We start from the raw sequence: 26,019 nt of genomic DNA, 5'->3' as shown, positions 1-26,019 counted from the left end.
GGAGAGTAGAGAAAAGTTATTACGCAGAGTTTAGCGGAGAAAAAGGGGAGTTACACAGAGAAGAAACAACTCTGCTTAACTCTGGTTTTCTCCGCTTAACTCTGCGTAATAACTTTTCCCTCCAGAATGTTTCCAACATTGGCCGCTACTTTTGGTGTTTAAGTTGTTGATGAACCCTAAGAAGCATGAAAGTACTGGTGGTAGAAGATGAAAAAGGCCTGGCCGAAAGCATCACCGACTATATGAACAAAGAGGGGTATCTTTGCGAGACGGCGGGGACTTTCCGGGAAGCCGACGAACGAATTTACCTGTATCAGTATGATTGTGTGATTGTGGACCTGACGTTGCCCGACGGTGACGGTTTTCAACTGATTCAGACGTTGAAAAAACTGCTGGCCACCACCGGCGTGATCATCATTTCGGCCCGTAACGCGCTGGAAGACAAGATTCGGGGGTTGGAAATTGGCTCGGATGACTACCTAACCAAACCGTTCCACCTGTCGGAGCTGAATGCCCGGGTGAAGTCGCTGATTCGCCGGCGGAATTTTGGCGGACACACTGAAATCCGGTTCCGGGAAATCCGGGTGAATCCGTCGTCGCGGAAGGTGTATGTGAACGGCCAACTGGCGGTTTTATCCCGGAAAGAATACGATCTGCTGCTGTATTTTTTGTCGAACATCGACGTTGTGCTGACCAAAGTTTCCATCGCCGAGCATTTGTGGGGCGACAACATCGACTCCGCCGATTCATTGGACATGGTGTATTCACACATCAAAAACCTGCGCCGGAAACTGCTCGAAAAAGGCGGTTCGGATTATGTACGGTCGGTATACGGGATCGGTTACAAATTCGGGGAACCGTGAAACTACTCGCTAAAACCAACCGCATTTACCTGGCCTTCTCGCTAGCCATTTACCTCTTCGCCGGGCTGGCCTTCTATCAGGTCGTCCGGATTTTGATTTACAACGAAGTGGAAACCCGGCTGAAGGTTGAAAAGCGGGATTTTGAAGCCTATCTGAAACAGCACAAAGCCTGGTCGGATACGACCTATTTTGTTGAAAACAAGATCGACGTTGTTCCGGTTGGGCGGCAAACCCGGCTTTCGGAAACGTTTATCGATACGCTGATCCAGAACCGGTACGACCAGGAGCTGATGCCGTTTCGGCAACTCACGTTTTACGTACCGATCCAGGGAGAAATGCATCGGGTGTCGATTCGGAAATCCCTGATTCAATCCTACCAACTCATTGAAGTCATCACGGTGACGATGGCGGCCTGTCTGGGATTGCTGCTGCTCGGCACGTTCTGGTTTCAGGGAAAACTGTCGGGGCGGCTCTGGCTGCCGTTCTACGAAAGCCTGTCCCGCATCAAACGCTTCAATCTGGCGAGTGCGACGCCCCTGCAACTCGACAAACCGGAGATCAACGAGTTTCGGGAATTGAACGAGGTGCTGCGCAAGATGGGCGACAAAATGCAGCAGGACTACCGCAGCCTGAAAGAATTTACCGAAAATGCCTCCCACGAAATCCAGACGCCCCTGGCCTTGATCAACGCCAAAGTGGAGCAACTCATCCAGTCGGAAAAACTGACGGAGACGCAAACCCGCTGGATCGAGGAAATTTACCAGGCCTCCCGGCGCATGGCCCGGCTGAATCAGGGATTACTCTTGCTGGCAAAGATTGATAATCAGCAGTTTACTAATAATCAAACCGTTGACTTGGCGGCATTGCTGGCCGAAAAACTGAACGCGATGGACGAGGTATTGCTCCACAAACGAATTGCGGTGGAGATCCGGAACTTGGTGCCGTTTACGGTTCAACTGCCCCCGGCACTGGCCGATAGTCTGGTGGCGAATCTGGTCAACAATGCCATCAAACACAACCACGCGGAGGGGCGTGTGGAACTGGCGTCCAACGGCAAAAATCTGTCGCTTGGCAATACCGGGAATGCGCTGGTTTCGAACCCCGAGCGCCTTTTTGAACGCTTCAAAAAAGAAGGCTCCAGTCTGGATTCCGTGGGCCTGGGGCTGGCCATCATCAAGGAGATCTGCGATACGTACGGGTTGCAGGTAGAGTATGCCGAAAGCAACGGCTGGCACCGGTTTGATATTTTCCGGAAAATAGGTGCAGATTAACCCGGGCAGCAATCCGTTTTTTACGGTATCTTCACTTTTTGCTGACGATACGATGAATGCTTCTTCAAAGAACCGCCGGGTATTGGGTTCCCTGACCAAAAATCACCGAAATCAGTGACCCAAAATCACTGATTTCGGTGATTTTTAGGGTGATTGCCACCCCGTACCTTTGTGCCGGTTTTTGCGGGAAAGGTCTCATTCTGAACCGCCCTCCCGTCTACTACACCGGCGGTTGACTTTTGTCAAACTCAAACAACCCTTTTCACCTTACATTTTTAACTAAAAAATGATGAATCCAAACAAAGCATTATGGGAAAAAGGCGACTTCACCCGCCTGGCCGAAACGATGCGGGAAAGCGGGGCCGCTCTGGTCGACAAACTGGCGATCACGAAAGGGCTAAACGTCCTTGACCTAGGTTGCGGAGACGGCACGACCGCCATCCCGGCCGCACGGCTGGGAGCCCAGGTTTTAGGGGTCGATATCGCCCGGAATCTGGTCGAAGCCGGTAACCAACGGGCCCGGAGCGAAGGGCTGACCAACTGCACCTTTCAGGAAGGCGACGCCACCGATCTGAGCGAGTTGAAGGATCAGTCATTTGACCTGGTCGTCAGCATCTTCGGAGCCATGTTTGCACCCCAACCCTTCGAGGTCGCCAAAGAAATGGTTCGGGTGACCCGCCCGGGTGGCCGGATCGTCATGGGAAACTGGATACCGGGCGATCCTACGCTGGTTGCGCAAATACTGAGGATCAGTTCAGCCTATACACCCCCAACGCCGGAGGGATTCATCAGTCCCATGCTGTGGGGCGTGGAGAGCCAGGTGCTGGAACGCTTTGGACAGGCCGGAATACCGGAAGGGAATGTATCCTTCGAAAAGGATACCTATACCTTCAATGCGCCTTTTTCGCCGGCCGAATTTCTAAACCGGTTCCGGAACTACTACGGACCCACCATGAACGCGTTTGAAGCCGCCGAAAAAAATGGGAAGGCGGGTGATCTGAAGCAGGAACTGGAAGCATTGTTTACCAGCCAGAATCAAAGTACCCGTGAGAACACGACCTCCGTTCCGGCTACTTTCTTACGGGTAACCGTTCTGCGGTGAGTGAATGGGCGGTATAAACCGGTGACGTGCCTAAAAACCGTCGATACCGCTCTTTGGCATCGGACAGGGCCTGTTGCTGCGCATCGGTCAGGGTGGTAAACAGGCTGGTTTCGATCCAAACCGAATCTTTCTTTAACGTCCGTTTCCAGGTGCCAGCCACCCGCCCGTCGATTACGATAACCGGGCTGAAAATACCGTTGCCGGTTTTGGCGATCTGCGCCGGATCCAAACCGCCAAGCGGGCCGCTCCGGTCTTTGTAGGCGACCAGGTATTCGTCGTAAACCGGTAACAGATAGGCGGTTGTGATGTGATCGTGCAGGGTGGGCAGAGACGCAGGCATCCAGTACGTTTGACCAGCCACCACCTCAGACACGAAACCGGATTTGATCAGATCCATTCCGATTTTGGCGTCGGTCAGCGTCAGGCCCGACCACCAGCTAAAATCCGCCAGGGTCGCCGGTCCGTGGCTGGTGAAATACCGCCGGGTCCATTCGGCCAGGGCTTCTTCGCGCAGCAGCGGTTTTGTGGGCGGCACCCAGTCGTCCAGCAGCGTGAACGTAAACTCCTTGTCCCGACGGACACCGTGGCAAAGCAGCCGGTCGTAGGAAGCCCGCGCCAGCAGCAGACTCAGGCGGTTTTCGTGGGCCGGAATGCCCGCCTGTTCCAGAGCGGTTTTTAGTTCGGAGCGCGTCAGGTGGTGGCCGCCCGACAACGCTTTCGTGAAAACCGCTTTACTTTTTGCAATAACCGGTTCGCTGAGTTCAAGCCGGCGGAAATGACTGGCATAGAGGGTTTGCAAACGGGGCTGGTTTAGGTCCAGAATCCAGTGAATATCGGCAGCCGCCACAAAATGCAGGGTGCCGCGCATTGGCCAGGTACGCAGGATGGTTCGATCGGCAATCGCCTGCTCGATGCCGGCGTCGGTGCTGCCGGGTAGCCGGTTGCCAAGGGCCCATTTCCCAGCCGCATAATCCTGCCCCTGAACGGCCCCAAACCAGGCTACCAGGTCGCCGGGTGTTGTCAGCCAGGATTGTGTCAGGTGCTGGTGATGAAGGCGGTATTGAACGAGGTCTGAATGGGTCATGGCGTCGGTGAAAAGGGACGATGGCGGGTCGGGATTGGGTTGGTTGCCGTTTCGTATCGATCAAAAGTAAAAGTACAACCGATGGGTGACAGCCCTGTGTCAGCAGTAAAAACCGGGCGTTTGAATTTTTGAAAAATTTTCCCGCTTATTTTTTCAGGGGTGTTGATAACTTTGCACCCATGCCATCCCAACTCATTCCGCAACAAGAACCAGCGCCAGCTACGTCGGGAATCGATCTCGACGCTTATTTTCAGCGCATTGGGTACACCGGAGACCGCACGCCCACGCTCGAAACGCTGCGAACCCTCCAACGTCTCCACACCGAAAGCATCCCGTTTGAAAATCTCAACCCGTTGCTGGGCCTGCCGGTTTTGCTGGACAGTGAGTCGCTGCAGCAAAAAATGGTGCAGCGTGGGCGGGGCGGGTATTGTTTCGAACAAAACCGGTTGTTGAGCTTCGTCTTGCAAACCCTGGGATTTCGGGTTCGGGGACTGGCCGCCCGCGTTTTGTGGAACGTTCCGGAAGGCAGTGTCAAAGCCATCAGCCATATGCTGCTGCAGGTGGAGGTGGGGCCGGAATCGTACCTGGTGGATGTGGGCTTTGGCGGTTTGTCGCCCACCGGCCCCGTACGGCTTGAGCTGAATACCGTGCAGGAAACTCCCCACGAGCCGTTCCGGTTGATCGAATCAAATGGTGAGCTGGAAGTACAGGCTGAAGTCAGGAACGAGTGGCGGTCGTTGTATCGCTTTACGTTGCGGGAGTTTCTGTTGCCCGATTACGAAATGTTCAGCTATTACCTGTGTTCGCATCCCAATTCGTATTTTCTCCGCAGCCTGGCCGTCGCCCGAACGACGGTCGACCGGCGGTATGGCCTGCGCGATACGGTGTTGACGACGCACCATTTGGGGGGCGAATCGGAGCAGCGTGAACTCCGCAGTGTGGCCGAATTCCGTACCGCACTCGAAGAAATTTTCCGGCTGACGCTCCCAGATACCCCGGATCTCGATAAGGCCTTGCAGAAGCTAATCGATCAGACTGCGGAAGAGAAATAATCCAACAACCATAAAAAAGGGGCGACCGGTTGGGTGTGATGTACAGTCGGTTTTTTGTCTGATTTTTGAAAGAAAGAAATATATTGGCGAGATTGGGCGCTTACTTTATCATCCTATCCCATGAATATTAGCAGCGTATTTCAAAACAACGAAAAGTGGATCGCCGAGAAACTGGCTGGCGACAAAGATTATTTCACTAAGTTGTCGCAGGGGCAGCAGCCGGAGTTTCTCTACATTGGCTGTTCCGACAGCCGGGTTACTGCCGAAGACCTGATGGGGGTTAAGCCGGGCGAAGTGTTCGTACACCGGAACATTGCGAACCTGGTCAACAACGTCGATTTAAATGTCATGTCGGTGTTGAATTATGCCGTCCGGCACTTGAAAGTCAACCATGTAGTGGTGTGTGGACACTACAACTGCGGGGGCGTGAAAGCGGCCATGGAACCGGTCGATTTAGGCATTTTAAACCCGTGGTTGCGCAATATTCGCGATGTATACCGCTTTCATAAGGACGAATTGAATGCCATCGCGGATGTTAAAGCCCGTTACGACCGACTCGTGGAACTGAACGTGGAAGAACAGTGTGTGAATCTGATCAAAACCGCAGCCATTCAGGAAGCTTTCCGGGAACGGGGTGTCCGGGTTCACGGCTGGGTGTTCGATGTTCGTACCGGAAAATTGATTGATCTGAAGATTAATTTTGAAGAGAAAATGAAAAGCATCATGGAGATATACAACCTCTATGAGCCGGTTTCACCTATCGTGAAATAAGTCGTTCACTGAGTCGCCCGACCCGTGATCGGCGGTCGGTCGGCTCAGCTGATCCATCAAGTTGCTTATTCCGGCGACCCGTGGGGAATTAGCCGGAAGCGATACCGGAGCGCGGTGTGTTCCAGGGCGCCATCGGGCAAAGGATCTTCCTGTTTATCGGACGGAATCAGCCAGGCCGACCAATCCGTCGATGCCTGCGGCCGCCTGGGCAGGTCGAGCGGAAAATCGACCGGAGTAGTATGAACGAATACCCGCATTTGCCATTTTTTCAGACTGATTGGGGTGGTTTCCCACGGTAAAATTACAAAATTTCCCTCCTTCCGTATCCGATCCACATGCGACATGTCCAGGTCCTGCCCGATGAACTGGGGAATCAGGACTTTGTCGATGGGCTCGCCCTTGAGAAACGATTGGGCGGCACGCATTTCCACTTCCAACACCGCCCGGTGGTTGGGATAGTCCAGCCGGTATTCCTGCTGATCCGACCAGTTCAGGTAGAATACGAACCAGCCAATGAGCGCAATCCCGTCGAAAACCTGGAGGTACCGGAGGTACGTTTCGACCAGACAATACCGAGCCAGAAACCAGACCACGAAGAACCCGACGAATGCCGCCAGAAAACCGCCCCAGGTTGCCAGGTAGGCTACGCCCAGCCGGGCATCGGGACCGGTGGCCTGGCTGTTGAGGGCAACGGTCACTTCGGAAAACAAAAAATAAAACAGGGGAGCCGCACACAGGCTGGCGACGAACAAGGTGAAAAATCGTTCCATAATGGATCGAAATAACGAACCGATCACTCACTATTTAAGCGGTAATTGACACTGGGCGGGGTTTGGTGAATAAGGCAACATGAAAAATCAATCGATAACAAAACTGTTTTCTGTGAATAAAATTTTACGCACGATTTTTGATGGAATAGTACAATTGCCAGACACGTTTATAATTTGTTGAGAAACAGTTATTTTATTAAAAATAACGCAACGGGCTTCGTATGAAAGTAATATGTGCTGTTCTATTGCTATTCCTGTTGCAGGTTCAGCCATTTGATGCCCAGGCCGTTCCGATACGGTTTAAACACCTTACCACCAATGAAGGGCTATCCCAAAACAATATAACCTGTATTTTACAGGACAAGCGGGGATTTATGTGGTTTGGCACGCAGGACGGTTTAAACCGGTTTGATGGCTACACCTTCACCGTATACCGGAATGACCCGAAAAAAGCGACCAGCCTGAGTCATAATTTTATTCGGGCCCTTTATGAAGACCGGAAAGGTCGCCTGTGGGTTGGCACGGAAGACGGCGGGTTGAATCTTTTTGACCGGGAAACCGACACCTTTGTCAGCTTTCAGCGGACGTCCGATAAACTCAACAGCCTGAGTCATAACCAGGTGATTTCGATTGCGGAGGATCGTCAGGGAATGCTGTGGGTCGGCACGTACGGTGGCGGTTTGAACCGCTTCGACCCGACCCGGAAATCCTTCACCCATTTCACCCACGATGCGGCCAAACCCCGGAGTCTGGGGAATGATTTTATCTACGATATGCTGGTCGATGCGAAAGGACGGCTCTGGGCGGCAACGGGCGGAGGAGGGCTGGACCTGTTCGACGCGACGACTCAAACTTTCCGGCACTTTGTCAACAATCCCGCCGACCCGGGCTCGCTAAGCAACAATAACACAACGGCCCTTTTGCAGGATTCACGAAACCGGATCTGGGTGGCCACTGAGGGTGGGGGATTGAACCTGTTGAATGCCGATCAGCAAACGTTTACCCGGTTTCAACACAGCAAAACCGATGTCAACACCATTGGCCACAACGACGTCATTTCGCTGGAAGAAGGCAACGCGGGAGATCTGTGGATGGGCACCCGGAACGGCGGCATTAGCATTCTGAGCAGGGATCTCGCTACGGTTATCCGCTATCCCTTCAGCGAAACCAACAGCGAAGGCTTGAACAATGGCTCGATTTATGCCATTTGCCGGGATCGAAAAGGCGATATGTGGATCGGCACCTACAGCGGAGGAATCAATTTTTACGACCGTGAACCCCGGAAATTTGAACGCTATGAAAAAGATCGCAACAATCCCAACAGCCTCAGTAACAACAATGTATTGTCCGTTCTGGAAGATGCTGAAGGGAAGCTCTGGATGGGGACGGACGGCGGGGGACTGAACCGCCTGGACCGCAAAACGAATCAGTTTACCCGGTTTATGCACCTCCCTGACCGCCCGCGCAGCATCGGTAGCGACTTCGTGATGTGCGTTTTCGAAGACCGCGATCACCGGATTTGGGCGGGCAGTTACAAGGGCGGACTGAGCCGGTGGGAAAAAGAACCGGGTGAGTTTGTCAATTTTCCGAGGAGTGACGGCCCGGATGGCATCAGCCACGAAAGCATTTGCGCCATTACCGAAGACCATGAAGGCAACCTGTGGCTCGGGACGCTTGGCGCCGGGGTGAGCCGTTACAATAAGAAAACCGGTTTGTTTACGCATTACCGGCCTGATCCGACCCAACCGGGCACCCTGAGCCACGCGGTTATTCGGGCGTTGTATTGCGACCGGAGCGGCACCATCTGGGTCGGCACGGAAGGCGGTGGGCTAAACCGGTTCGATCGCCGGAGCAACACCTTTACGAGGTACCGGTACCACCGAAATGTGCCCGGAAGTTTGAGCAATAATCTGGTCAACAGCATTTACGAAGATTCCAACGGTACGGTGTGGGTGGGCACCGACAGCGGGCTTAACAAATTCAATGCCAAAGCACAAGCCTTTACGGTATACCGTCAGCCGGAGGGCTTGCCGAACGAGGTGGTTCAGGGGCTGGTGGAAGACCGTCGGAAAAACCTCTGGATCAGCACCAACCAGGGGCTTTCCCGGTTTAATCCGCGGACCGGCACCTTCCGGAACTACAGCGTCAGCGATGGCTTGCAGGGTAACTCGTTCAACCGGAGGGCGGTGTTCAAGGGGCGGCTGGGTGAACTTTTCTTTGGCGGAACCAACGGCCTGAACGCGTTTGATCCCGATAGTTTGCGCGATAATTCGGCGATTCCACCGGTTTTTATCACCCATTTCCACCTTTTCAATCAACCCGTTGTCATTGGCGCTCCGGATTCGCTGCTTCGAAAAAGCATTGATGAAAACACCCTCATCACGCTGGCCTACTGGCAGTCGATGTTCTCGGTAACTTTTGCGGCTTTGAATTACAGCCTGCCCGAAAAAAATCAGTATGCGTATCAACTGGAGGGGTTTGATCGGGGCTGGATTTACGCCGGTCATTCCAGGATGGCCACGTACACCAACCTGGACCCCGGCGAGTATGTTTTCCGGGTGAGGGGATCCAACAACGACGGCGTCTGGAATGAGCGGGGCACGTCGCTCCGGATTGTCATTACCCCGCCCTTCTGGGCTACCTGGTGGTTTCGGACCGGCCTGGTGCTGGCCTTGCTGCTGGGAGCCTATGGCTTGTACCGGCATCGGGTAAAAACCATCGAAAACCAAAAGAAGGAACTCGAAAAAGAGGTTGGCGAACGAACTGCCGAAGTGCTGTACCAGTCGGAAGAAATTCAGACCCAATCGGAACATTTGCAGGTGCTCATAGAAGAAATCCACGAACAACGGTTGCAGGAAAAACACGCACGGGAAGAAGCCGAAAAAGCCAATCAGGCCAAAAGCGTCTTTCTGGCCACGATGAGCCACGAAATCCGGACGCCCATGAACGGCGTGCTGGGCATGACCTATTTGTTGCAGGAGACGGAACTGTCGGAAGAGCAGCACGAATACGTCGACACCATTCACCAGTGCGGAACCAACCTGCTGGGGGTGATCAACGACATTCTCGATTTTTCCAAGATCGAATCCGGGAGTCTGGAACTGGAACTCCAGGACGTCGATTTGCGCCATTGTGTGGAAGACGTCCTCGATCTGTTTGCCAGCAAAGCCGCCGAACTGGAGCTGGACCTGGTGTATGAACTGGATCCCCAGGTGCCGACACAGGTCATCGGCGACAGCCTGCGCCTGCGTCAGATTCTGATCAACCTCGTGGGCAATGCCATCAAGTTTACCGAGCGGGGCGAAGTGTTTGTCAGCATTGGGTTGCAACGGCGGATCAGCGATCAGGAACTGGAACTGGTTTTTCGGGTTCGGGATACGGGCATCGGCATTCCGGAAGACAAACTGCAACGGCTGTTCAAAGCGTTTTCACAAGTCGATTCGTCGATGACCCGGCGGTATGGTGGTACGGGCCTGGGGCTGGCCATCAGCGAGCGGCTGGTTAAGCTCATGGGCGGGGAAATTACGGTTCATAGCCAGATCGGAACGGGAACGACCTTCACGTTCACGATTCGATGTCGGATCAGCCAGCAGGCCCAGCGGCAGTATATTTTCTTCAATACCGGTGAAAACGACGGGAAACGGGTTTTGCTCGTCGATGACAACCCCACGAATCTGACCATTCTGAAAGCCCACCTTGAGCAGTGGAAACTCGTGGTGGTAGCGGCTTCGTCGGGCAAGCAGGCCCTGGCAATCATGAACCAGGAAGTTCCTTTTCAACTGGTTATTACAGACATGCAAATGCCGGAAATGAATGGGGTGCAACTGGCGCGGGCCATCCGCGGGCGAACCCTGACGCTGCCGGTTATTCTGCTGAGTTCCATCGGTGAAGAAAGCCGCAAATCGTATCCGGAACTTTTCTCGGCGGTTTTGACCAAGCCCGTCAAGCAGCAACAGCTTTTTGATGTGGTGCAAAAACAACTGAAGCAATCGGTCGAACCCCGGACGGTTGCTGCCAAAGCGGTCCACCACGCGCTGTCGGATCAGTTTTCCAAAGACTATCCCCTGCAGATTCTGGTCGCGGAAGATTACCCGGCCAATCAGAAACTGGCGCTCAACATTCTGAGTAAACTGGGCTATCAGGCGCATTTGGCCCAAAACGGCGCCGAGGTGCTGGATCTGGTGCAACGGCGGTTTTACGAAGTCATTCTGATGGATGTGCAGATGCCGGAAGTGAACGGTCTGGAAGCCACCATCTGGATTCGCCAGCAGCCAGGGCCTCAACCGACCATCATTGCAATGACGGCCAACGCCATGGCCGACGATCGTGAAGCGTGTTTGCACGCGGGGATGGACGACTACATCGCCAAACCGATCGTGATTGAAGAATTGAAAAATGCGCTCCAACAAGCCTCGATTTTACGACAAACCGAACCCTGACAGCGGCCGTAGGCCCTGTCAGGGTTCGGTTTGTCGTAAAATCAGCCTGAATACAGAAGAAGTGGAAGACGTGATTGCCGCTGTCAGGGTTCGGTTTGTCGTAAAATCAGCCTGAATACAGAAGAAGCGGAAGACGTAATTGCCGCCGACAGGACCGTTGGCCGCTGTCGGGGCAATTACGTCTTCCGCTTCTTCTTCTTGGCGGATGGAAACAGCACGTTGTTCAGAATCAGGCGGTAACCAGGCGAATTGGGGTGTAAATTCAGGTCGGTCGCCATTCGCCAGCCTCCGCCCCGCGTGCCTTCAGGATCGTGGCCCCCGTAAAACGTCCATTGGCCAATGCCGACTTCGCCGTAGATGTAGCGGTCGGAGGACGGGCTGGTGCCCATTACCAGCACATTGGGTTTGACGGTGCTTTTGCGAAAAGCCGTGGTCTGGCCGTGGAATTCCTTGATGTTCGATTCGTGATTTTGAACGAGCATGGCGGGAATCATGTCCCATTTCGCCGAGAAATTGAACAGGTTAAAATAGCCCGAGGGTTGATCCCAGCCACCGCCAAACCGCCCTGCCGAGCTGTTGATGTCGGAGAACGCCATGCCGCCGTAGCCGTTGTCGAGTTCGAGAGTGAAGTTCTGGAAGGCGACGGTTTTTTCAAAATCCAGTTTCGACTGCGCTTTGGGATCGATGCCGTCGCCGTCGTAGGTGCTGCTCACAATGTCGACGCCCTCGGCCGCCAGCGCAATGTCGAACGTTTCGGCGCCCGAACACATGGCAAACATATACCCGCCCCCGGCGCAGAAATCGCGGATTTTCTTGGCAACCGCCAGTTTCATCTGGGACACTTTCGGGTAATTGAATTTCTTGGCAATGTCTTCCTGCGCCTTGACATCTTCCGCCGACATCCGGCGGGTGTTGCGGCCATACTGACCCGTAAAATCTTCGTGGTGCAGGTGAATCCAGTCGTATTTGGCCAGATCACCTTTCAGAATTTCTTCGTCATACACCACCTCAAACGGAATTTCGGCGTATTTGAGCACCAGTAAAACCGCATCCGTATTTTCAAATTCGGAGGGGCTGACCTTGATCGGGGAATAGACCACAATCCGGGCCGCCGACACCAGCTTGACCGACGCCATGTTCAGGTCCGGGTTGGAAATCTGCTGTTGAATGGTGTTGGCATCGGCATCCGATATGATCTCGAAAGAAATGCCCCGAACCCGGCATTCGGTCTCGATGGTCGGGCTGTGTTTGATCATGAAACTCCCGCCCCGGTAGTTCAGCAGCCAGTCGACTTCCAGTCCGGCTTTCAGAACGAAATAGGCAATCCCGTATGACTTTAAGTGGTTTTTCTGGCGGTCGTCCATCGGAATCAGGATGGAATTGGCGCGGCTGGCAATCGACAGCATGACCAGCAGGAGTGTGAGATATCGTTTCATAACGGAATTCGGTCCATGAAAATAGTAAACACAAAAAACTCCCTGTAATTCAGGTACCTAAGTTACTTTAAGTTTGGTCAAAAACGGTGGTTGGACTAAAATTTCTGACGGAAATCTATTGAGTGAAACCCCGGTGGTCAAGGCAGCCGTTGGATACCGGCGTTACTTATTAACCCAAAACAACTCAGTGTTGATTTTCGATGGTGTTCGCCGGTTGTTCTTCTCATCTTCGGGGCATGAAAATCATTACTACGACCAACTGGATTTTTATCGGCATTTACGGAGCACTGGTCATTTTTACCCTGATGACCGTGAACCGCTCCGGCAACGATGCCGCCGGGCGGGGCATGGAATCGGGCCTGGCGATTTTTGCCACGCTCGTCCTGGCCGGGCTCATCGTTCTCAATCTACTGCCGTACCGTTTTGCGAAGATCACCGCGCTGATCGTTCTGGCATTGCCTGCGGTTTTTGGCTTGTACAACGGCATCAGCAATTATTTTGAATTACAAAAACAGCGCAGAGATGCCGTGGCTGTGGAAAACGGCTCGTTCTATTTTCCGGATGTAGAGCGGCAGCAAATTGCGGCTGCCGTGGCGGTTGGTGATGTGGAGCAACTGAAAACGCTCTTGCAAAAGAACCCACGCCAGCTCAATCAAAGCGGCTACCAATCCACGACCCTGCTCGATTTTGCAGCCATGACGGCGGTCAGGAGTCAGAATCCGCCACGGGTCCTGCAATGCATGGAACTGCTGATGGAACATGGTGCAACCTTTCAGGGGCCTGATTCGTTGCACACACCCACCCATTTTCAAATCTGCGAAATCGGTTCGCCCGCCCTTCTGGAGTGGTTTTTAGCCAAAGGAGTTGATCCGAATGAAAGGCCGCACGCAGGCAGCCCGATGCTTTTTAAAGTGATGGGACTGGATGTGGAGCAACTTGAAAAAGTAAAGGTATTGCTCGATCACGGCGCCGATCCGAATGCGCCCGCCGGTAGCAATGAGTACACGATCAAGCCGTTTACATCGCCCCTGATGTATGCCGCACAGCGACAGTCCTGGGTCATTTGCCAGCTTCTGCTGGAACGCGGGGCCGACCCGACCTACCGGACTCCGGAAGGTGAAGATCTGAAAACCGTGCTGACCAGCTACGAAGAACCGTATACGGACCGGAAGACCCTGCCGGCAGACTATCAGGCTTTTAAGACGTTTCTGAACGCGAAGTCGACCAAAAAATCCTGATGGAAGCTTTGAAAGTCCTCACGATACTGAACTGGATTCTGATCGGTTTATACGGGAGTTGGGTTCTCTATGTACTGCTGGGGCTAAGCCGCCCGAGTGGTGATGCGGCCACCCAGGGATTGGGCGTTGGTTTTGCCTCTATCGGTGCGTTCATCCTAATCCTATTTCTGGGACTCAATCTCCTGCCATACACCATCCCGAAGGTTCTCATCATGATCCTGATGCTGATGCCGGGGCTCTTCATTCTGTCGCGTCTATCTGACCACTACTTCACTTCGCTGGAGAGGAACCAGGTTGCGGCAGCCCGTGACAATGGCTCGCTCTATTTTGACGATAAACCCCGCCGGGACCTGGCAGCCGCTCTGGCAGCCGCCGACACCACGCGGCTTCGGCAGTTGTTGCAACAGCCGGTTCCACGCCTGAATGAACCCGGTTATTACGCGACGACCCTCCTCGATTTTGCGGGTGAGAAAGCCGCCACCACCAAAAACATCACACAACTGATGGCGTGCCTGAAGCTGTTGATCGACCACGGCGCCACCATCCAGGGAACGGATCCGCAGCAGGTGCCGACGCATTTCAGGGTTTGTAAACAGGGACCGGCGATCTTACTCAAATGGTTTTTGAACAAAGGCGCAGACCCCAATTTTCGGCCCGAGGGCGGTAGCCCAATTCTGTTTGAAGTGATGCGCTATGGCGACGACCGACTGGAGAAAGTCAGGGTATTGCTCGAGCGGGGTGCCGATCCCAACGCCGTGATGGTGGATGACGAAACGACGTACGAAGCGAGCTATTCACCCCTGATGTATGCGGCCCGGGAGCAGTTGTGGGACATTTGCCAACTGTTGCTGAAGGAAGGGGCCAATCCGGACTATCGGACACCAAAGGGCGATGACCTGAAGCAACTAATGGCCCGGCACGCGGAATTGTATGCCGATGTGGACGATACCCCGCCCGCGTATACGGTTTTTAAAAAGCTTCTGGAAAGTCATACGAAATCCAGGCCAGAGTGAAGAGTAGTGCTTATCCACCCAAAAGTCATGATAAAAGGAATGATTCTGAGCGTTCTCGTGGTGCTGGCACTGACCGGCTACCGCGTTGATACGATGTCTAAAAGAAATAGTCATCAATCCGTTGCGGTTTCGGCGGTTGCCAAGGATTCGGCTGCGGCCGCGCGGGCGGTCGTGAAGTTGCTGAACTGGTATAAAAACCACATCGACTCGGTGAGCCGCATTATTTTGGTCGATCAGAAACCGGGGAAACCGTACGCCGTGAACTTTAAAAACGGCGAAAAATACCTGGCCTACCTCCGAAGCAGCCACCTGCTAACGAATACGTTCCTGAACGAATGGCGGATTTATTTTCGACAACGGCAACAGGGTTTCCAGCTTACGCAGCAAAACGAAGGCCCACCGACCGGTTTTGAGTACGATTTTGTCCTACTCAGTCAGGAGGTGGATTTGCAATTGGAATCCCTGAATAAACTCAAAATTACCAAAGTGACGGTTCGGAAAGACCGCGCCAGTGTGGCGTTTGACCTGCTGGCCAGTTACGAATGCAAACTGGTGCGCACCAACGGCGTCTGGCTGATTAACGAGATTTTGAATTTGAGCGCGGAGTAAACGCGATCAATAGCCGATGGTTCTTCTACGACCCTTTCCGGGCCGCGAAAACACGATCCGGCACGAGAAGCGCACTAGGAAGACATCCCAGCGACTCCGGTGGTTTTTCAGAACCTGCCGATGACTTCACTTCCCCAAAACAGTACATAAAATTCCTCATTACCGGGAAAATCCATCTACGCTGGATTTCTAAATTCCATTCAGATTAACATTTTTGTTAGGATAATCAGTTGATTGTCAAATGGAGCTTGTTCTTTTTCGAGTAGTGGCACGGTTTTGTCCACTGAGAAAAATGAAATCGAAAAACGGAACGAACTCTCTACTGGCCCGAACGATTCGGCTGCTTAAAAACGGGCAAGCAGGAGGAATGATGTATCGGAAAACAAACGTTGACGCACTAACGCACTTTAGGTACGGTAGACAAAGACAACCTTCACATTACCTCACACGAGCGCATTGACAGCGACTTCCTGCGTAGACGTTTCCTCTTTCAGCACCATCATAGGAAGTCTGAAGGACCCGATTTTACCCAATTTCTATCATCTCTATTTTAAACACGTTCATGGAACACACAATTCTTTACGAAGACCGGCCGAACCGGATGAATTTTATGAAGCGCATTTCCTGGAGTGCCGTCTTCGCTGGTGTACTTGTAGCTATCGTTACCCAGATGTTGTTAACCCTGCTTGGATTAGGTATCGGATTGGGCACGATCGATTCTGTCGAAGAGCGTAACCCAACAGCCGGATTAGGCATCGGAAGTGCGATCTGGTACATTATCAGTAGTCTGATCTCCTTGTTTTTGGGTGGCTGGGTGGCCGGACGGCTAGCCAGCACCCCCCGTCTGTTCGACGGTGTCATTCACGGAGTATTGACCTGGTGTCTGGTGACACTATTGACTATTTATTTTCTGACGACCACCATTGGCAACCTCATCGGGGGAGCCGGTCGGTTGGTTGGTGGAGTTGTCAGATCGGCTGGAAACGTGGCTGCTTCAGCCGCACCGGGCCTGGGAAATATGGTGCAGAACCAGCTCAAGGAAAATGGAATTGATGCCGACAAGCTCGATTTGAGCAGCCTGAAAAATGAGGTCAATACGATCCTTCGCCAAACGGGCGATCCAGATCTGAATCCAAACGTACTGGAACGGAAAGCCGACAGAGCCGCCGGTCAGGCTGAAAACACAGCCGAGCGGGCGGCATCGAATCCACAAGCTGCGGACGATATGGCCAGCGGATTGTTCAACCGGCTTTTTAAAGAAGGACAAAGCACCATCAACCAGGTTGACAGAGACGATGCCGTGAATGTGGTGATGAAGCGGACTGGCAAAAGCCGGGCCGAATCCGAGCGCATTGTAGACAACTGGATCAATACGTACAGGCAGGCGGCTGTAAAATTCGAGCAAACGAAAAAAGAGACCGAAGCCAAAGCGCGGCAGATCGCCGACGATACTGCTTCAGCCGCGTCGAAAGCCGCAATCTTTGGTTTTTTTGGTTTGCTCATTGGTGTCGTTGCTTCAGGCTACGGCGCCAAGATGGGTACTGACTCAAAAGACGATCACAACAGGTATGACCGCCCGGTGGGAGCAGCGCAATAAACCTGATTAAAAATTGAGTACGTAAGCAGCCAAAAAAAGCGGACTTTAGCGGTCCGCTTTTTTTTGTGATTTGCAATCCGTATTACCTGGGTGGATACGGTTGGTCGGTGTGCGCCGTCAAATACCGCTCGCCTTTTGGCATGACGATCCACAAAACGATGTAGATCAGGACGGTAGGAACGGGGTTGGGCACGACGACCATCAGGACGAAGAAAATACGGACTAAAACTTTATCAATTCCGAAATAATCAGCGAGTCCGGCGGATACACCACCCAGCATGGATTCGGAAGGAATGCGGTGCAACTGTTTCGTATTCATGGCTTTATTAGGCTGGTTGTTTACTGTTTTCTGTTCGTTTGCTGTTACTGTTGATTCAAAGGTACTGTGCAATGCCAAGTAGTAAAAGAACTTTCTTACCAACGGATTCGGGGCTATATGACAGGTGAAAAACCGGGATGTTCAGGTCAGAATGGTGTCGGTGAGTTTGCCGATGTCGTGGCTCACTTTCTGAATAAAATCGAGTTGTTCTTTCAGGGAGCGATCTTCTGTGACAACGGTTTCCGGTTTTTCCGGCAACACCGGCTCGGAAGCGGGAGGCTCGGCCGCAGGTTGGGGCGGGGCAGGGTCGAGTTTTTTCAAACTTTCGTTCAAGACCGTCAGCGAACGCCGGACAGGACGCAGGATTTCGGGTGGACAGGCCGAGGGATGTTCGGCGTTCAGCCGGGCGGAGGTAATGGTGGCGATGTTGGACGATAGAATGTGGTTCAACACCACGAATTGGTGGATTTCATTCTTATGCCATTGCTTGCTCTGCGGTTCGGAAGTCATGCGCTGAAAAGCCGCCGACAGGTTGGCCGAACTGACGTAGACGTCCTTGCGGACTAGTTTGTATTCCAGCAGCGTCAGCGGTTTTCCCGACAGGCTTTCAACCAGTTTGCGCAGATACGCGCGGTTGGCTACCAGCACATCACGCAGCAGATTTTTGAGTTGCTGCGATTCCCAGTGCGGAAAAAGGTAACTGGCGGCAAAGGCAATCACGCAGCCAATCAGCGTATCGACTACCCGCTCTTCGGCCACGCTGATGCCGCCCAAACCCAGAAACCGGAACAGGATGAGGATGTAAGGCGTCATCAGGATGACCATCACGATGTAGTTGGTTCGCTGGAAACTGTAGGCACCGATCATCAGAAACAGCATCACCCAGAACAAACCGGTGGTGTTTGGAATCAGAATCAGCAGCCCCACACCGATCAATCCGCCGATCACCGTGCCGATGATCCGTTCGTAATTGCGTTGTTTGGTCAGGCTGAACGCCGGTTTCAGAATCAGTGAAGCGGTCAACAGAATCCAATAGCCATGATTACCATACGCAATCAGTTTAGCGGCCACAAAGCCAACCAGACAGGCAATGGTGACCCGGAGCGAATGCCGGAAAATCGAGGAGCTGAGCGTCAGGCTGTTGACCGCCAGTTTCGGGTCGATTTCCTGATGCGAAACAAAGCGGGAATATTCGGCGGTTCTATTCTTTTGCGGTTTTTCGCTCAAAACCGTCGGCGAATACGTATGAATGTCGTTCAGCCGCTGGTTCAGGTTGCGGAGGGTGATCAGAATTTTTTTCAACACCAGGTTGCTGCCTTCGGTGTCTTGTTTGCCAATGTCGTCGATCTTCGTTTTGAGTCGTTCCAGGTGCCGCATGAGATCTTTCCGGCTTTTGTAGGGGCGGTTCGACTGGATGGCCAGGCCGATGTAGTCCATTTCGATGGCCAGTTGGCGGATAAGCCGCGCAATGTCGTCCAGAACCCCGGTTTTGCCAAACCGTTCCCGAATGGACGGATAATCGTAATACATCGCCGTAATCTGCTCGTACAGATCCAGGATGTCGCTAAACGTCAGCACCAGCAGGCGGCCTGTCCAGGTCGTTTCTTTCACGATCACGCGGGTTTTGAACAGGATTTCCCGGACGGCATCCTGTTTTTCGCTGACAATGGCCTGTTGTGCCATCAGTTTCCGGTAATCTTCCTGTAAATCGGTCCGAATGCTGTAAAAGTCGGCCTTGATCATCAGGAATTTCGAAATTTCGTGGATGCATTCGCCCAGGGCCTGCTGAGCGGCCCGGTAGGGGCGGAGTTGGGAAAACGTCAGGCTGATGGCTGTATACCAGAGCCCTCCCGCGCAAACGAGTGCGCCATACTGCCAGACAGCCGCCGGTTCGAGTTCCCGGTCCATGGTCAGAATCATCGCCAGCAAACCCGCCGTTCCGACGGCGGTGGCCCGGTTGCCGTAGAGGGCAAACATCGAGAAGAAAAAACTGAAGAGCAGAATTTCGACGCCCAGGAGCCAGACGTTCAGGCGGGCAAAACCGGTGATGAGCGAAACCAGCACCACCACCAGCAGGCCGTATAACATGCCATTCCGCCGGTGGACGACCGGGCCGGGCGCATCGGTAATGCTAACCCAGAAGGCCCCCAGCGAAATGATCAGACCGGTTTCGAATTGCCCAAACCGGTAAAGCACCACAGAAGGAATCAGGATGGCTAACGTAATGCGCAGGCCATCCGAAAAATGCTGACCAAATAGAAAATACCGGACTTCCCGGATCTGCCTTTTCATAGTGGCAAGGTAGGCGGTATTGCCCGTGTAACCAACTCCGAAAAGCGATATTCCCGTTTGTTCCTAACGAACTGCGACGGGATACCCGGCTTTTTCCAGTTGACGGACCCAGTGGGGAGGCACCACGCAGAACCGCCGTTTGTCCAGACGCAGAATGCTGTGGAGTTCGCCCGTGCGTTTGTCGATGCACTGCCGGCGGTAAAGCGCGTCGGAAAGGCAGTCGAACTGTGGAAATGTTTTCAGAAAATCAGAGGATTCAGCTTGCTGCTGGGTCAACGGTAACGACATACACACGTAAACTTAAAGGGGCGATTAGGTATAACACGGATCAAAAAAAGACGCTTCAAAAAGTGTTACGGTGGGGTAAATAGACGGTTGGAAAACCGAATGGTGTAGCGTTTTCGAGAAAGTACCCGATCACTTAAACACAGTTACAAAAATAGATGGTTTATTAAATAAATACAACTATTTAGAGGTGTAAATATTCCTGTATTAATATAATATTACGGGTATTTTTTACCGATCACTCACTTATTGTTATGATAATAGGGAGTTTGCTTCTAATCGGATTCTAATCTCAGTGCAGCATCTTCAACAAGAAATTTACTATTTCGGGATGATTTTATCAGACAAGAAGTAGGATAGATATGGAAGTCTGGCGTTCAAACGCTGGCCGGGACAGACGCCGTTGACGTTTCAGCCGGTCGGTATTTAACTTACTCGCTGCCCATTCGCGTGGGTTTCATTGCTTTTTGGTAATTTCGTCGCCATGTCACTGCCGTCCCCCATTTGGATTTATCGCATGACTCATCTTGCGAATCTGCCGTATCTGTTAAAGCATGGTTTGGTGACCCGGCATTCTCCGGTATTTAGTCCTGATTACCTGTCAATTGGTGAGAATACACTTATTCAGGAACGGGCAGAACGGCAAATTCCCGTGCCACCTCACGGGCTGTTCTCAGAGTATATCTCTTTTTACTTCGGTCACCGGTCACCGATGCTGTATCAAATTATAACAGGTTGGGAAGGGGTCACTAAAGTTCGGCAGGAAGATATTGTATACCTGGTTAGCTCATTGCAGAAACTGCAACAACAAAATTCGGTGTTCGTCTTTACGGATGGGCATGCTGCCAGCCGTTTGACTCGCTTCTTTACAAATTGGGAAGATTTAAGTCAGGTGGATTGGGATGTAATCACGAGTACTGACTGGAAAAACACTGAAGATGATCCGGACCGCCAACGGCGCAAACAGGCAGAAGTGCTGATTTATCAACAGGTTCCAATCGCGACTATCGAATTTTTATTGACGTACACCACTGAAAAACGCCAAATCGTTTTAGATTTGGTGGAACAAGCCGGGCTTACTATTCCCGTTCGTGTTTCAACGAAAGCCTATTATGATCGTCTATAAAACTGGAAATCTGCTGGAAGCCAACACCGAAGCCTTGGTTAACACGGTCAATACCGTGGGCGTAATGGGTAAAGGAATCGCTTTGCAGTTTAAAGAGGCATTTCCGGAGAACTTTCGGTCATATCAACAGGCTGTCAGGCAGGGCCAGGTTCGGATTGGGTCAGTACTCGTTGTGCCGATTACACAGATGAATGGTACCCGATTTGTTATTAATTTCCCGACCAAAGAACATTGGAAATCGCCATCGAGGCTTACCTATATTGAGAAGGGATTAGATGATCTGGTATACGTGCTGAATACGTATGACATTTATTCAATTGCGTTACCGCCTTTGGGGTGTGGTAATGGAGGATTAAATTGGCAGGATGTAAAACCGCTTATCGAGCAAAAGCTGGGCAATTTACCTACCGATGTAATTGTGTATGAACCGAATGACGCGGTTAGAGAAGTACTGGCTCGGCAAGAAAGCAGAAAAGAAGTAAAACTAACGCCCGCTCGGGCCATGATGCTGTATCTTCTGATCCAATACCGCCGACTGGGGGAATACGCTACAGAGTTTGCGGCCCAGAAACTGGGCTACTTTTTGCAGCGATTTGGGGATAAACAGTTAAAACTTCATTTTAAAAAACATCATTACGGCCCTTACTCGAATGAAGTGCGGCATCTTCTTTATTCGTTAAACGGCGCATTTATTCGCGGGTTTGAACAAAAAGATTTAAAACCGTTTGAACCTTTCGAGCTTATTCCGGAAAAAGCACCTGATATTTTAAGATATGTTGAGTCGAGCCTTCCAGAGCAGGACAGAATTCGTCTTAAGCAGGTTGCCGAATTGATCGATGGTTATGAATCGCCATGGGGACTGGAACTGCTTTCTACAGTTGATTATCTGGCACGTGAGCATGAAACGCTGGATGCATCCGATATTAGCAAATTTCTGATGCAATGGTCAGCCCGAAAAAGCCGGTTATTTAATCCGTATCAGACCGAGCAGGCGCTGGAGCAACTACGCATTTTTCCAGAATTGCTGGAAGCTCACAAGGTGGAATGACGTTTCCCCAAACAATTCCCCGCCAATCCCGTTAAAAGGTGATTCAACCAGTCCGAAACGTGCAGAAATGAGTGAGGTGACCGGGGCGATACACACAACTTACGTAAACGTCACTTACCATGTCTTCGGTTACACCCCCGCCGTTTTACCACCGGCTTTCGCACACGCTTCTGGCTTTGGGTCTGATCATGACCGCGTTTTACCTCGGTCAGGACATCATTGTGCCGTTTGCTATGGCCGGTTTGCTGGCGGTTTTGCTGCGCCCCGTCGAAGCCTGGCTCGTTCGGCGCGGTTTACCGAGAGTAGTGGCCATTAGTCTGGCATTGTTTCTGGCAATTGGAGCGATCGTGGGGCTGACCATGCTGATTTCGATGCAGATCGCCCACTTTGCCGACGACTGGCCAAAGTTGCAAAAAAACCTCAACGACTTCTACAACGATGCCCGGCGCTGGATTCGGCAGGAATACAATGTGAGCTACAGCAAACAGGATCAATACCTCAAAAAAGCCCAGGATCAAACGATGGATACGTTGCAGGGCTCCGGAACCCTCGGCGTCATCACCGGGCCGCTGGGAACGTTGCTGATTCTGCCGATTTATATTTTTTTGTTGCTGTATTACCGTGCCATGCTGATTCAATTCATCATCCGGCTGTTTACCAGCCAGCATACGGAACGCGTTCGTGAAGTGCTGGGCGAAATCCGGAGCGTCATTCAGAGTTACGTGGTGGGGCTGGTGACCGAAACCGTCTGTGTGGCCGTGCTGAATTCCGTCGGTTTGCTGGTTCTGGGTGTTCAATACGCGGTTCTGATGGGCGTGATTGCGGCCATTTTGAATTTAATTCCCTACATCGGTGGGTTGGTAGCAACTGGTCTGGCAGTGGCGGTAACCTTTGTCAATCATCCTGAACCATCGATGTTGCTGGGTGTCGTGGCGGTATTTCTGGTGGTGCAGTTCATCGACAACAACTTCCTGGTGCCGGTCATCATCGGTTCCAAAGTGCGGATCAACGCGCTGGTTTCCATCGTGGGTGTACTGGTCGGCGGGGCGCTGTCGGGTGTTTCCGGGATGTTTTTGTCGATTCCGATCATCGCCATTCTGAAAGTGATTTTCGACCGGGTCGAAGGCATGGAGCCCTGGGGCATTTTGCTGGGTGACCAAACCTCGGAGGAAGACATCAATAAAATGCTGCGATTACGACGGCGGAAGAAGAAAATTCCGTCGACCCAGCCGAGCTAGCCAAACCGGCGCATCGCCGACCTGTTGGAAAAGACCGCTTCTCTGCCTATTTTCCGGTATGAAAACCGCCTTCCGCGTATTCCTGACAGCCCTGCTCTTCATAGGCTGTTATACCATGCACGCTCAATCGACCAAACGCCCCCGCGACTACGGCATTCGCTTCGGCGTCATGCCCACCGGCCCTCTCAATGCCATCACCGATGTGCCAGGCGTGCGGGTCGGGCAGGTAACCTTGCAGGAAGGTCAGCGGGTGCGGACGGGCGTGACGGCCATTCTGCCCCACGGCGGCAATCTGTTTCAGGAAAAATGCCCGGCGGCTATCTACATCGGTAACGGTTTTGGCAAACTGGCGGGCTACACGCAGGTCGAGGAACTCGGCACGCTCGAAACGCCCATTGTGCTGACCAACACCCTCGGCGTTCCGACGGCCGCCGATGCCGTGATCGATTACACCTTAGCACAACCCGGTAATGAACAGGTGCGCTCGCTGAATCCGGTGGTCGGCGAAACCAACGACGGCGGTCTGAACGACATCCGCAGCCGCCCCGTTACGAAACAGCACGTTCTGGATGCCATCAAACAGGCCAAAACCGGTGCGGTGGACGAAGGCAATGTTGGTGCCGGAACCGGTACGGTTTGCTTCGGTTTCAAAGGTGGTATTGGCACGGCTTCGCGAAAGCTGCCGGTTTCGCTCGGTGGTTATACGGTTGGGGTGCTGGTGCAGACCAACTTCGGGGGCGTTTTGCAAATTGCGGGCGTACCCGTCGGCGTGGAACTGGGCAAATTCTCGTTTAAAGAAAAACTTGATGGTTCGTGCATGATGGTGGTGCTGACCGACGCCCCGCTGGACGCCCGGAATCTGAAACGACTCGCCAAACGAGCGTTCATGGGCATGGCCCGCACGGGCGGAATCGCGTCTAACGGCAGTGGCGATTATGTCATCGCTGTCTCGACCGCCAACCGCATTCCCAATGCCTCGAAAAGCACCTTCGATGAGGTGAAACTCCTTCGCAATGACGAGACTTCGCCCTGCTTTATGGCCGCCATCGAAGCCACCGAAGAAGCGATCATCAACTCGCTGTTTGCCGCCCGGTCGATGACCACCAGCAATGGGTATCAGGTTGAACAACTGCCGGTTGAGAAAGTGGTCGACCTCCTGAAAAAAGCCGGACAGGTGAAGTAACTCCTTATCGTTTCCGCGCCCAAATCAGCCCGTAATCCATCTGCGTTGGAAGGTTCTCGTCAGTGGGTTCCAGTCCTGCTTTGCTAAACCAGTTGCGGTATTCCCGGCGGCTATAGCAACGCCCTTTAGTACCCCAGAACAATTGGGCGGAATAGTCGGTAACGGCCAGCGGACCATCCAGCGCGTCGTTCAGAAACGCATCGTGTACCCACAATTCTCCACCCGAGCGAATGGCGGCAGCAAACCGGTCGGCCAAGAGCTGACAGGTTTCCGTCGGCCAGTCGTGAAACAGGCTGGCAGCCAGTAAAATATCCGTCTGCGGGATGTCATCGGTCAGCATGTCGCCGGGCTGGAACGTCACCCGGTTTTTAACGGTTTCGGCGCCAGGACGTCCGCTTTGGGCAAACGCATCGAGTAGTTCTTCGGCTACGGCCAGAACCGCCGGACGATCCAGAATCGTGGCCGTGGCCGATGGGTTGAGCAGCAGCCATTCGTAGGTATAAAAACCGGTGCCACCCGCCACGTCGAGTAAATGTCCCTCGCTTTTCGACAGCTTTCCGGCCACAATCGGCGCCAGTTTCTGAGCCCTGCCAGCCAGCCCGAGCGTAAACATCCGGCTCAGGTCAACATCGTCCATCGGCGATGGATCGTCGCCTTCCTTGACATACGAAATACCGCCTGACGTATCCAGCGGCCCATCGTTCCGCAGCCGAATCGCCATTTCCACGGCCCCCGGATCGTTCTTTTCCAAACCAACGTATCCGATCAGATTGGGGGTCTGGTTTTGGGTAAGAAACCGCCCTAATGCCGTGATCTGAAGCGCACCGATTTCGTTGACTTCCAGCATGTCCATCGCGCAAAGTGCCGGAAAAAGGACGCTGGCGGGGCGGCTTTTCAGTCCAATCCGCTGACTGAGTTCGGCGATCGACAGCGGGCCGCTGCTGAGTTCTTCAAAAACCGCCAGATGATGAACGGCGGCAATCAGCAATCGGGAGCCAAACATGGCGCGCAGGTGTCGGGTAATGGGAGCGAGGTCGGGTTGGGGAGCTTGTTGCATTCGTATGAAGTAAAAAGAATGATAAATTTAAAATGATGAACGCTAAATGTAAAAGTATTACCCAATCCAGCACTTTTGCATTCGGCGTTCATCATTTTAAATTTATCATTCTATTTTTATCCCTTCCAACTCCAAAAGCAGAAACGCTTACCGAAAGTCGCAGCGGTTTTTCGAAAACCGGTTCTTTTGACAGTCTCGGTCAGTCCCCGTTGGCAGAATCAAACCG

General features: G+C 52.7%; 21 protein-coding genes. 14 read left to right on the top strand and 7 right to left on the bottom strand.

The window, feature by feature from the left end; translation table 11 throughout:
* Positions 1-185: 185 nt before the first annotated feature.
* The 3 genes from F0P93_RS12020 (at position 186) to F0P93_RS12010 (ending at position 3,236) form a co-directional block, all read left to right on the top strand.
* Entirely contained in the window at positions 186-863 is a 678-nt protein-coding gene (locus tag F0P93_RS12020; RefSeq protein ID WP_150876625.1) for a response regulator transcription factor, read from the top strand.
* Positions 860-2,134, top strand: coding sequence for a sensor histidine kinase (locus F0P93_RS12015; RefSeq protein WP_150876624.1), 1,275 nt, complete (start codon positions 860-862; stop codon positions 2,132-2,134). Before F0P93_RS12020 ends, F0P93_RS12015 begins: the two co-directional genes overlap by 4 nt.
* A 289-nt stretch (positions 2,135-2,423) precedes the next feature.
* Complete coding sequence (locus F0P93_RS12010; protein ID WP_150876706.1) at positions 2,424-3,236, top strand: class I SAM-dependent methyltransferase; 813 nt, start codon at positions 2,424-2,426, stop codon at positions 3,234-3,236.
* Here F0P93_RS12010 and F0P93_RS12005 read toward each other — a convergent pair.
* Positions 3,205-4,320 carry a winged helix DNA-binding domain-containing protein gene (locus F0P93_RS12005; protein WP_150876623.1) on the bottom strand — a complete coding sequence of 372 codons (1,116 nt, stop codon included), beginning with the start codon at positions 4,318-4,320 and terminating at the stop codon, positions 3,205-3,207. The genes F0P93_RS12010 and F0P93_RS12005 overlap by 32 nt on opposite strands.
* Before the next feature lie 179 nt (positions 4,321-4,499).
* Between F0P93_RS12005 and F0P93_RS12000 the strand changes: the two genes are divergently transcribed.
* Together F0P93_RS12000 and F0P93_RS11995 are read left to right on the top strand one after the other, a co-directional pair.
* Positions 4,500-5,372 (top strand): arylamine N-acetyltransferase family protein, encoded by an 873-nt coding sequence (locus tag F0P93_RS12000; RefSeq protein WP_150876622.1) that lies wholly within the window; start codon positions 4,500-4,502, stop codon positions 5,370-5,372.
* Between the two features lie 120 nt (positions 5,373-5,492).
* The gene (locus tag F0P93_RS11995; protein ID WP_150876621.1) at positions 5,493-6,143 is read left to right on the top strand and encodes a carbonic anhydrase; all 651 of its coding nucleotides are present in this window, start codon (positions 5,493-5,495) and stop codon (positions 6,141-6,143) included.
* A 65-nt stretch (positions 6,144-6,208) separates the two neighbouring features.
* Here the strand turns inward: F0P93_RS11995 and F0P93_RS11990 are convergent, their stop codons facing one another.
* Entirely contained in the window at positions 6,209-6,913 is a 705-nt protein-coding gene (locus tag F0P93_RS11990) for a hypothetical protein (RefSeq protein WP_150876620.1), read from the bottom strand.
* Positions 6,914-7,134: 221 nt separating this feature from the next.
* On the opposite strand from F0P93_RS11990, the gene F0P93_RS11985 reads away from it, so the two are divergent.
* The gene (locus F0P93_RS11985; protein WP_150876619.1) at positions 7,135-11,352 is read left to right on the top strand and encodes a hybrid sensor histidine kinase/response regulator; all 4,218 of its coding nucleotides are present in this window, start codon (positions 7,135-7,137) and stop codon (positions 11,350-11,352) included.
* Between the two features lie 176 nt (positions 11,353-11,528).
* Here F0P93_RS11985 and F0P93_RS11980 read toward each other — a convergent pair whose 3' ends face one another.
* Entirely contained in the window at positions 11,529-12,788 is a 1,260-nt protein-coding gene (locus F0P93_RS11980) for an asparagine synthetase B (protein WP_150876618.1), read from the bottom strand.
* 236 nt (positions 12,789-13,024) lie between these two features.
* Here F0P93_RS11980 and F0P93_RS11975 point away from each other — a divergent pair, with 236 nt between their 5' ends.
* The 4 genes from F0P93_RS11975 to F0P93_RS11960 all read left to right on the top strand — a co-directional run bounded on the left by F0P93_RS11975 (position 13,025) and on the right by F0P93_RS11960 (position 17,245).
* Entirely contained in the window at positions 13,025-14,026 is a 1,002-nt protein-coding gene (locus F0P93_RS11975; RefSeq protein ID WP_191908789.1) for an ankyrin repeat domain-containing protein, read from the top strand.
* Positions 14,026-15,039 carry an ankyrin repeat domain-containing protein gene (locus F0P93_RS11970; protein WP_150876616.1) on the top strand — a complete coding sequence of 338 codons (1,014 nt, stop codon included), beginning with the start codon at positions 14,026-14,028 and terminating at the stop codon, positions 15,037-15,039. The genes F0P93_RS11975 and F0P93_RS11970 overlap by 1 nt, the downstream gene beginning before the upstream one ends.
* A gap of 27 nt (positions 15,040-15,066) precedes the next feature.
* Positions 15,067-15,648 (top strand): hypothetical protein, encoded by a 582-nt coding sequence (locus F0P93_RS11965; protein ID WP_225309460.1) that lies wholly within the window; start codon positions 15,067-15,069, stop codon positions 15,646-15,648.
* A 562-nt stretch (positions 15,649-16,210) separates the two neighbouring features.
* Positions 16,211-17,245: a YrzE family protein gene (locus F0P93_RS11960; protein ID WP_150876615.1), complete on the top strand. Its 1,035-nt coding sequence runs from the start codon at positions 16,211-16,213 to the stop codon at positions 17,243-17,245.
* Positions 17,246-17,327: 82 nt separating this feature from the next.
* Here F0P93_RS11960 and F0P93_RS11955 read toward each other — a convergent pair whose 3' ends face one another.
* The 3 genes from F0P93_RS11955 to F0P93_RS11945 all read right to left on the bottom strand — a co-directional run bounded on the left by F0P93_RS11955 (position 17,328) and on the right by F0P93_RS11945 (position 20,144).
* A complete protein-coding gene (locus F0P93_RS11955) occupies positions 17,328-17,564 on the bottom strand; it encodes a PspC domain-containing protein (protein ID WP_150876614.1) in 237 nt (78 codons plus the stop codon).
* A gap of 141 nt (positions 17,565-17,705) precedes the next feature.
* A complete protein-coding gene (locus F0P93_RS11950) occupies positions 17,706-19,856 on the bottom strand; it encodes an FUSC family protein (RefSeq protein WP_150876613.1) in 2,151 nt (716 codons plus the stop codon).
* Positions 19,857-19,919: 63 nt separating this feature from the next.
* Positions 19,920-20,144 carry a hypothetical protein gene (locus F0P93_RS11945; RefSeq protein WP_150876612.1) on the bottom strand — a complete coding sequence of 75 codons (225 nt, stop codon included), beginning with the start codon at positions 20,142-20,144 and terminating at the stop codon, positions 19,920-19,922.
* Between the two features lie 514 nt (positions 20,145-20,658).
* On the opposite strand from F0P93_RS11945, the gene darT reads away from it, so the two are divergent.
* The 4 genes from darT (at position 20,659) to F0P93_RS11925 (ending at position 24,736) form a co-directional block, all read left to right on the top strand.
* Complete coding sequence (gene darT, locus F0P93_RS11940) at positions 20,659-21,267, top strand: type II toxin-antitoxin system toxin DNA ADP-ribosyl transferase DarT (protein WP_191908788.1); 609 nt, start codon at positions 20,659-20,661, stop codon at positions 21,265-21,267.
* A complete protein-coding gene (gene darG, locus F0P93_RS11935; protein ID WP_225309459.1) occupies positions 21,254-22,315 on the top strand; it encodes a type II toxin-antitoxin system antitoxin DNA ADP-ribosyl glycohydrolase DarG in 1,062 nt (353 codons plus the stop codon). Before darT ends, darG begins: the two co-directional genes overlap by 14 nt.
* 119 nt (positions 22,316-22,434) lie before the next feature.
* Positions 22,435-23,553, top strand: coding sequence for an AI-2E family transporter (locus F0P93_RS11930; protein ID WP_150876610.1), 1,119 nt, complete (start codon positions 22,435-22,437; stop codon positions 23,551-23,553).
* Positions 23,554-23,611: 58 nt separating this feature from the next.
* A complete protein-coding gene (locus F0P93_RS11925; protein ID WP_150876609.1) occupies positions 23,612-24,736 on the top strand; it encodes a DmpA family aminopeptidase in 1,125 nt (374 codons plus the stop codon).
* Positions 24,737-24,740: 4 nt separating this feature from the next.
* Here F0P93_RS11925 and F0P93_RS11920 read toward each other — a convergent pair whose 3' ends face one another.
* Positions 24,741-25,793, bottom strand: coding sequence for a methyltransferase (locus tag F0P93_RS11920; RefSeq protein ID WP_150876608.1), 1,053 nt, complete (start codon positions 25,791-25,793; stop codon positions 24,741-24,743).
* Between the last annotated feature and the right edge of the window lie 226 nt (positions 25,794-26,019).

Origin of the sequence: Larkinella humicola (assembly GCF_008727875.1) — a bacterium.
Classification (GTDB): Bacteria; Bacteroidota; Bacteroidia; order Cytophagales; family Spirosomataceae; genus Larkinella; species Larkinella humicola.
This window is presented reverse-complemented; position numbering and strand designations above follow the sequence as displayed.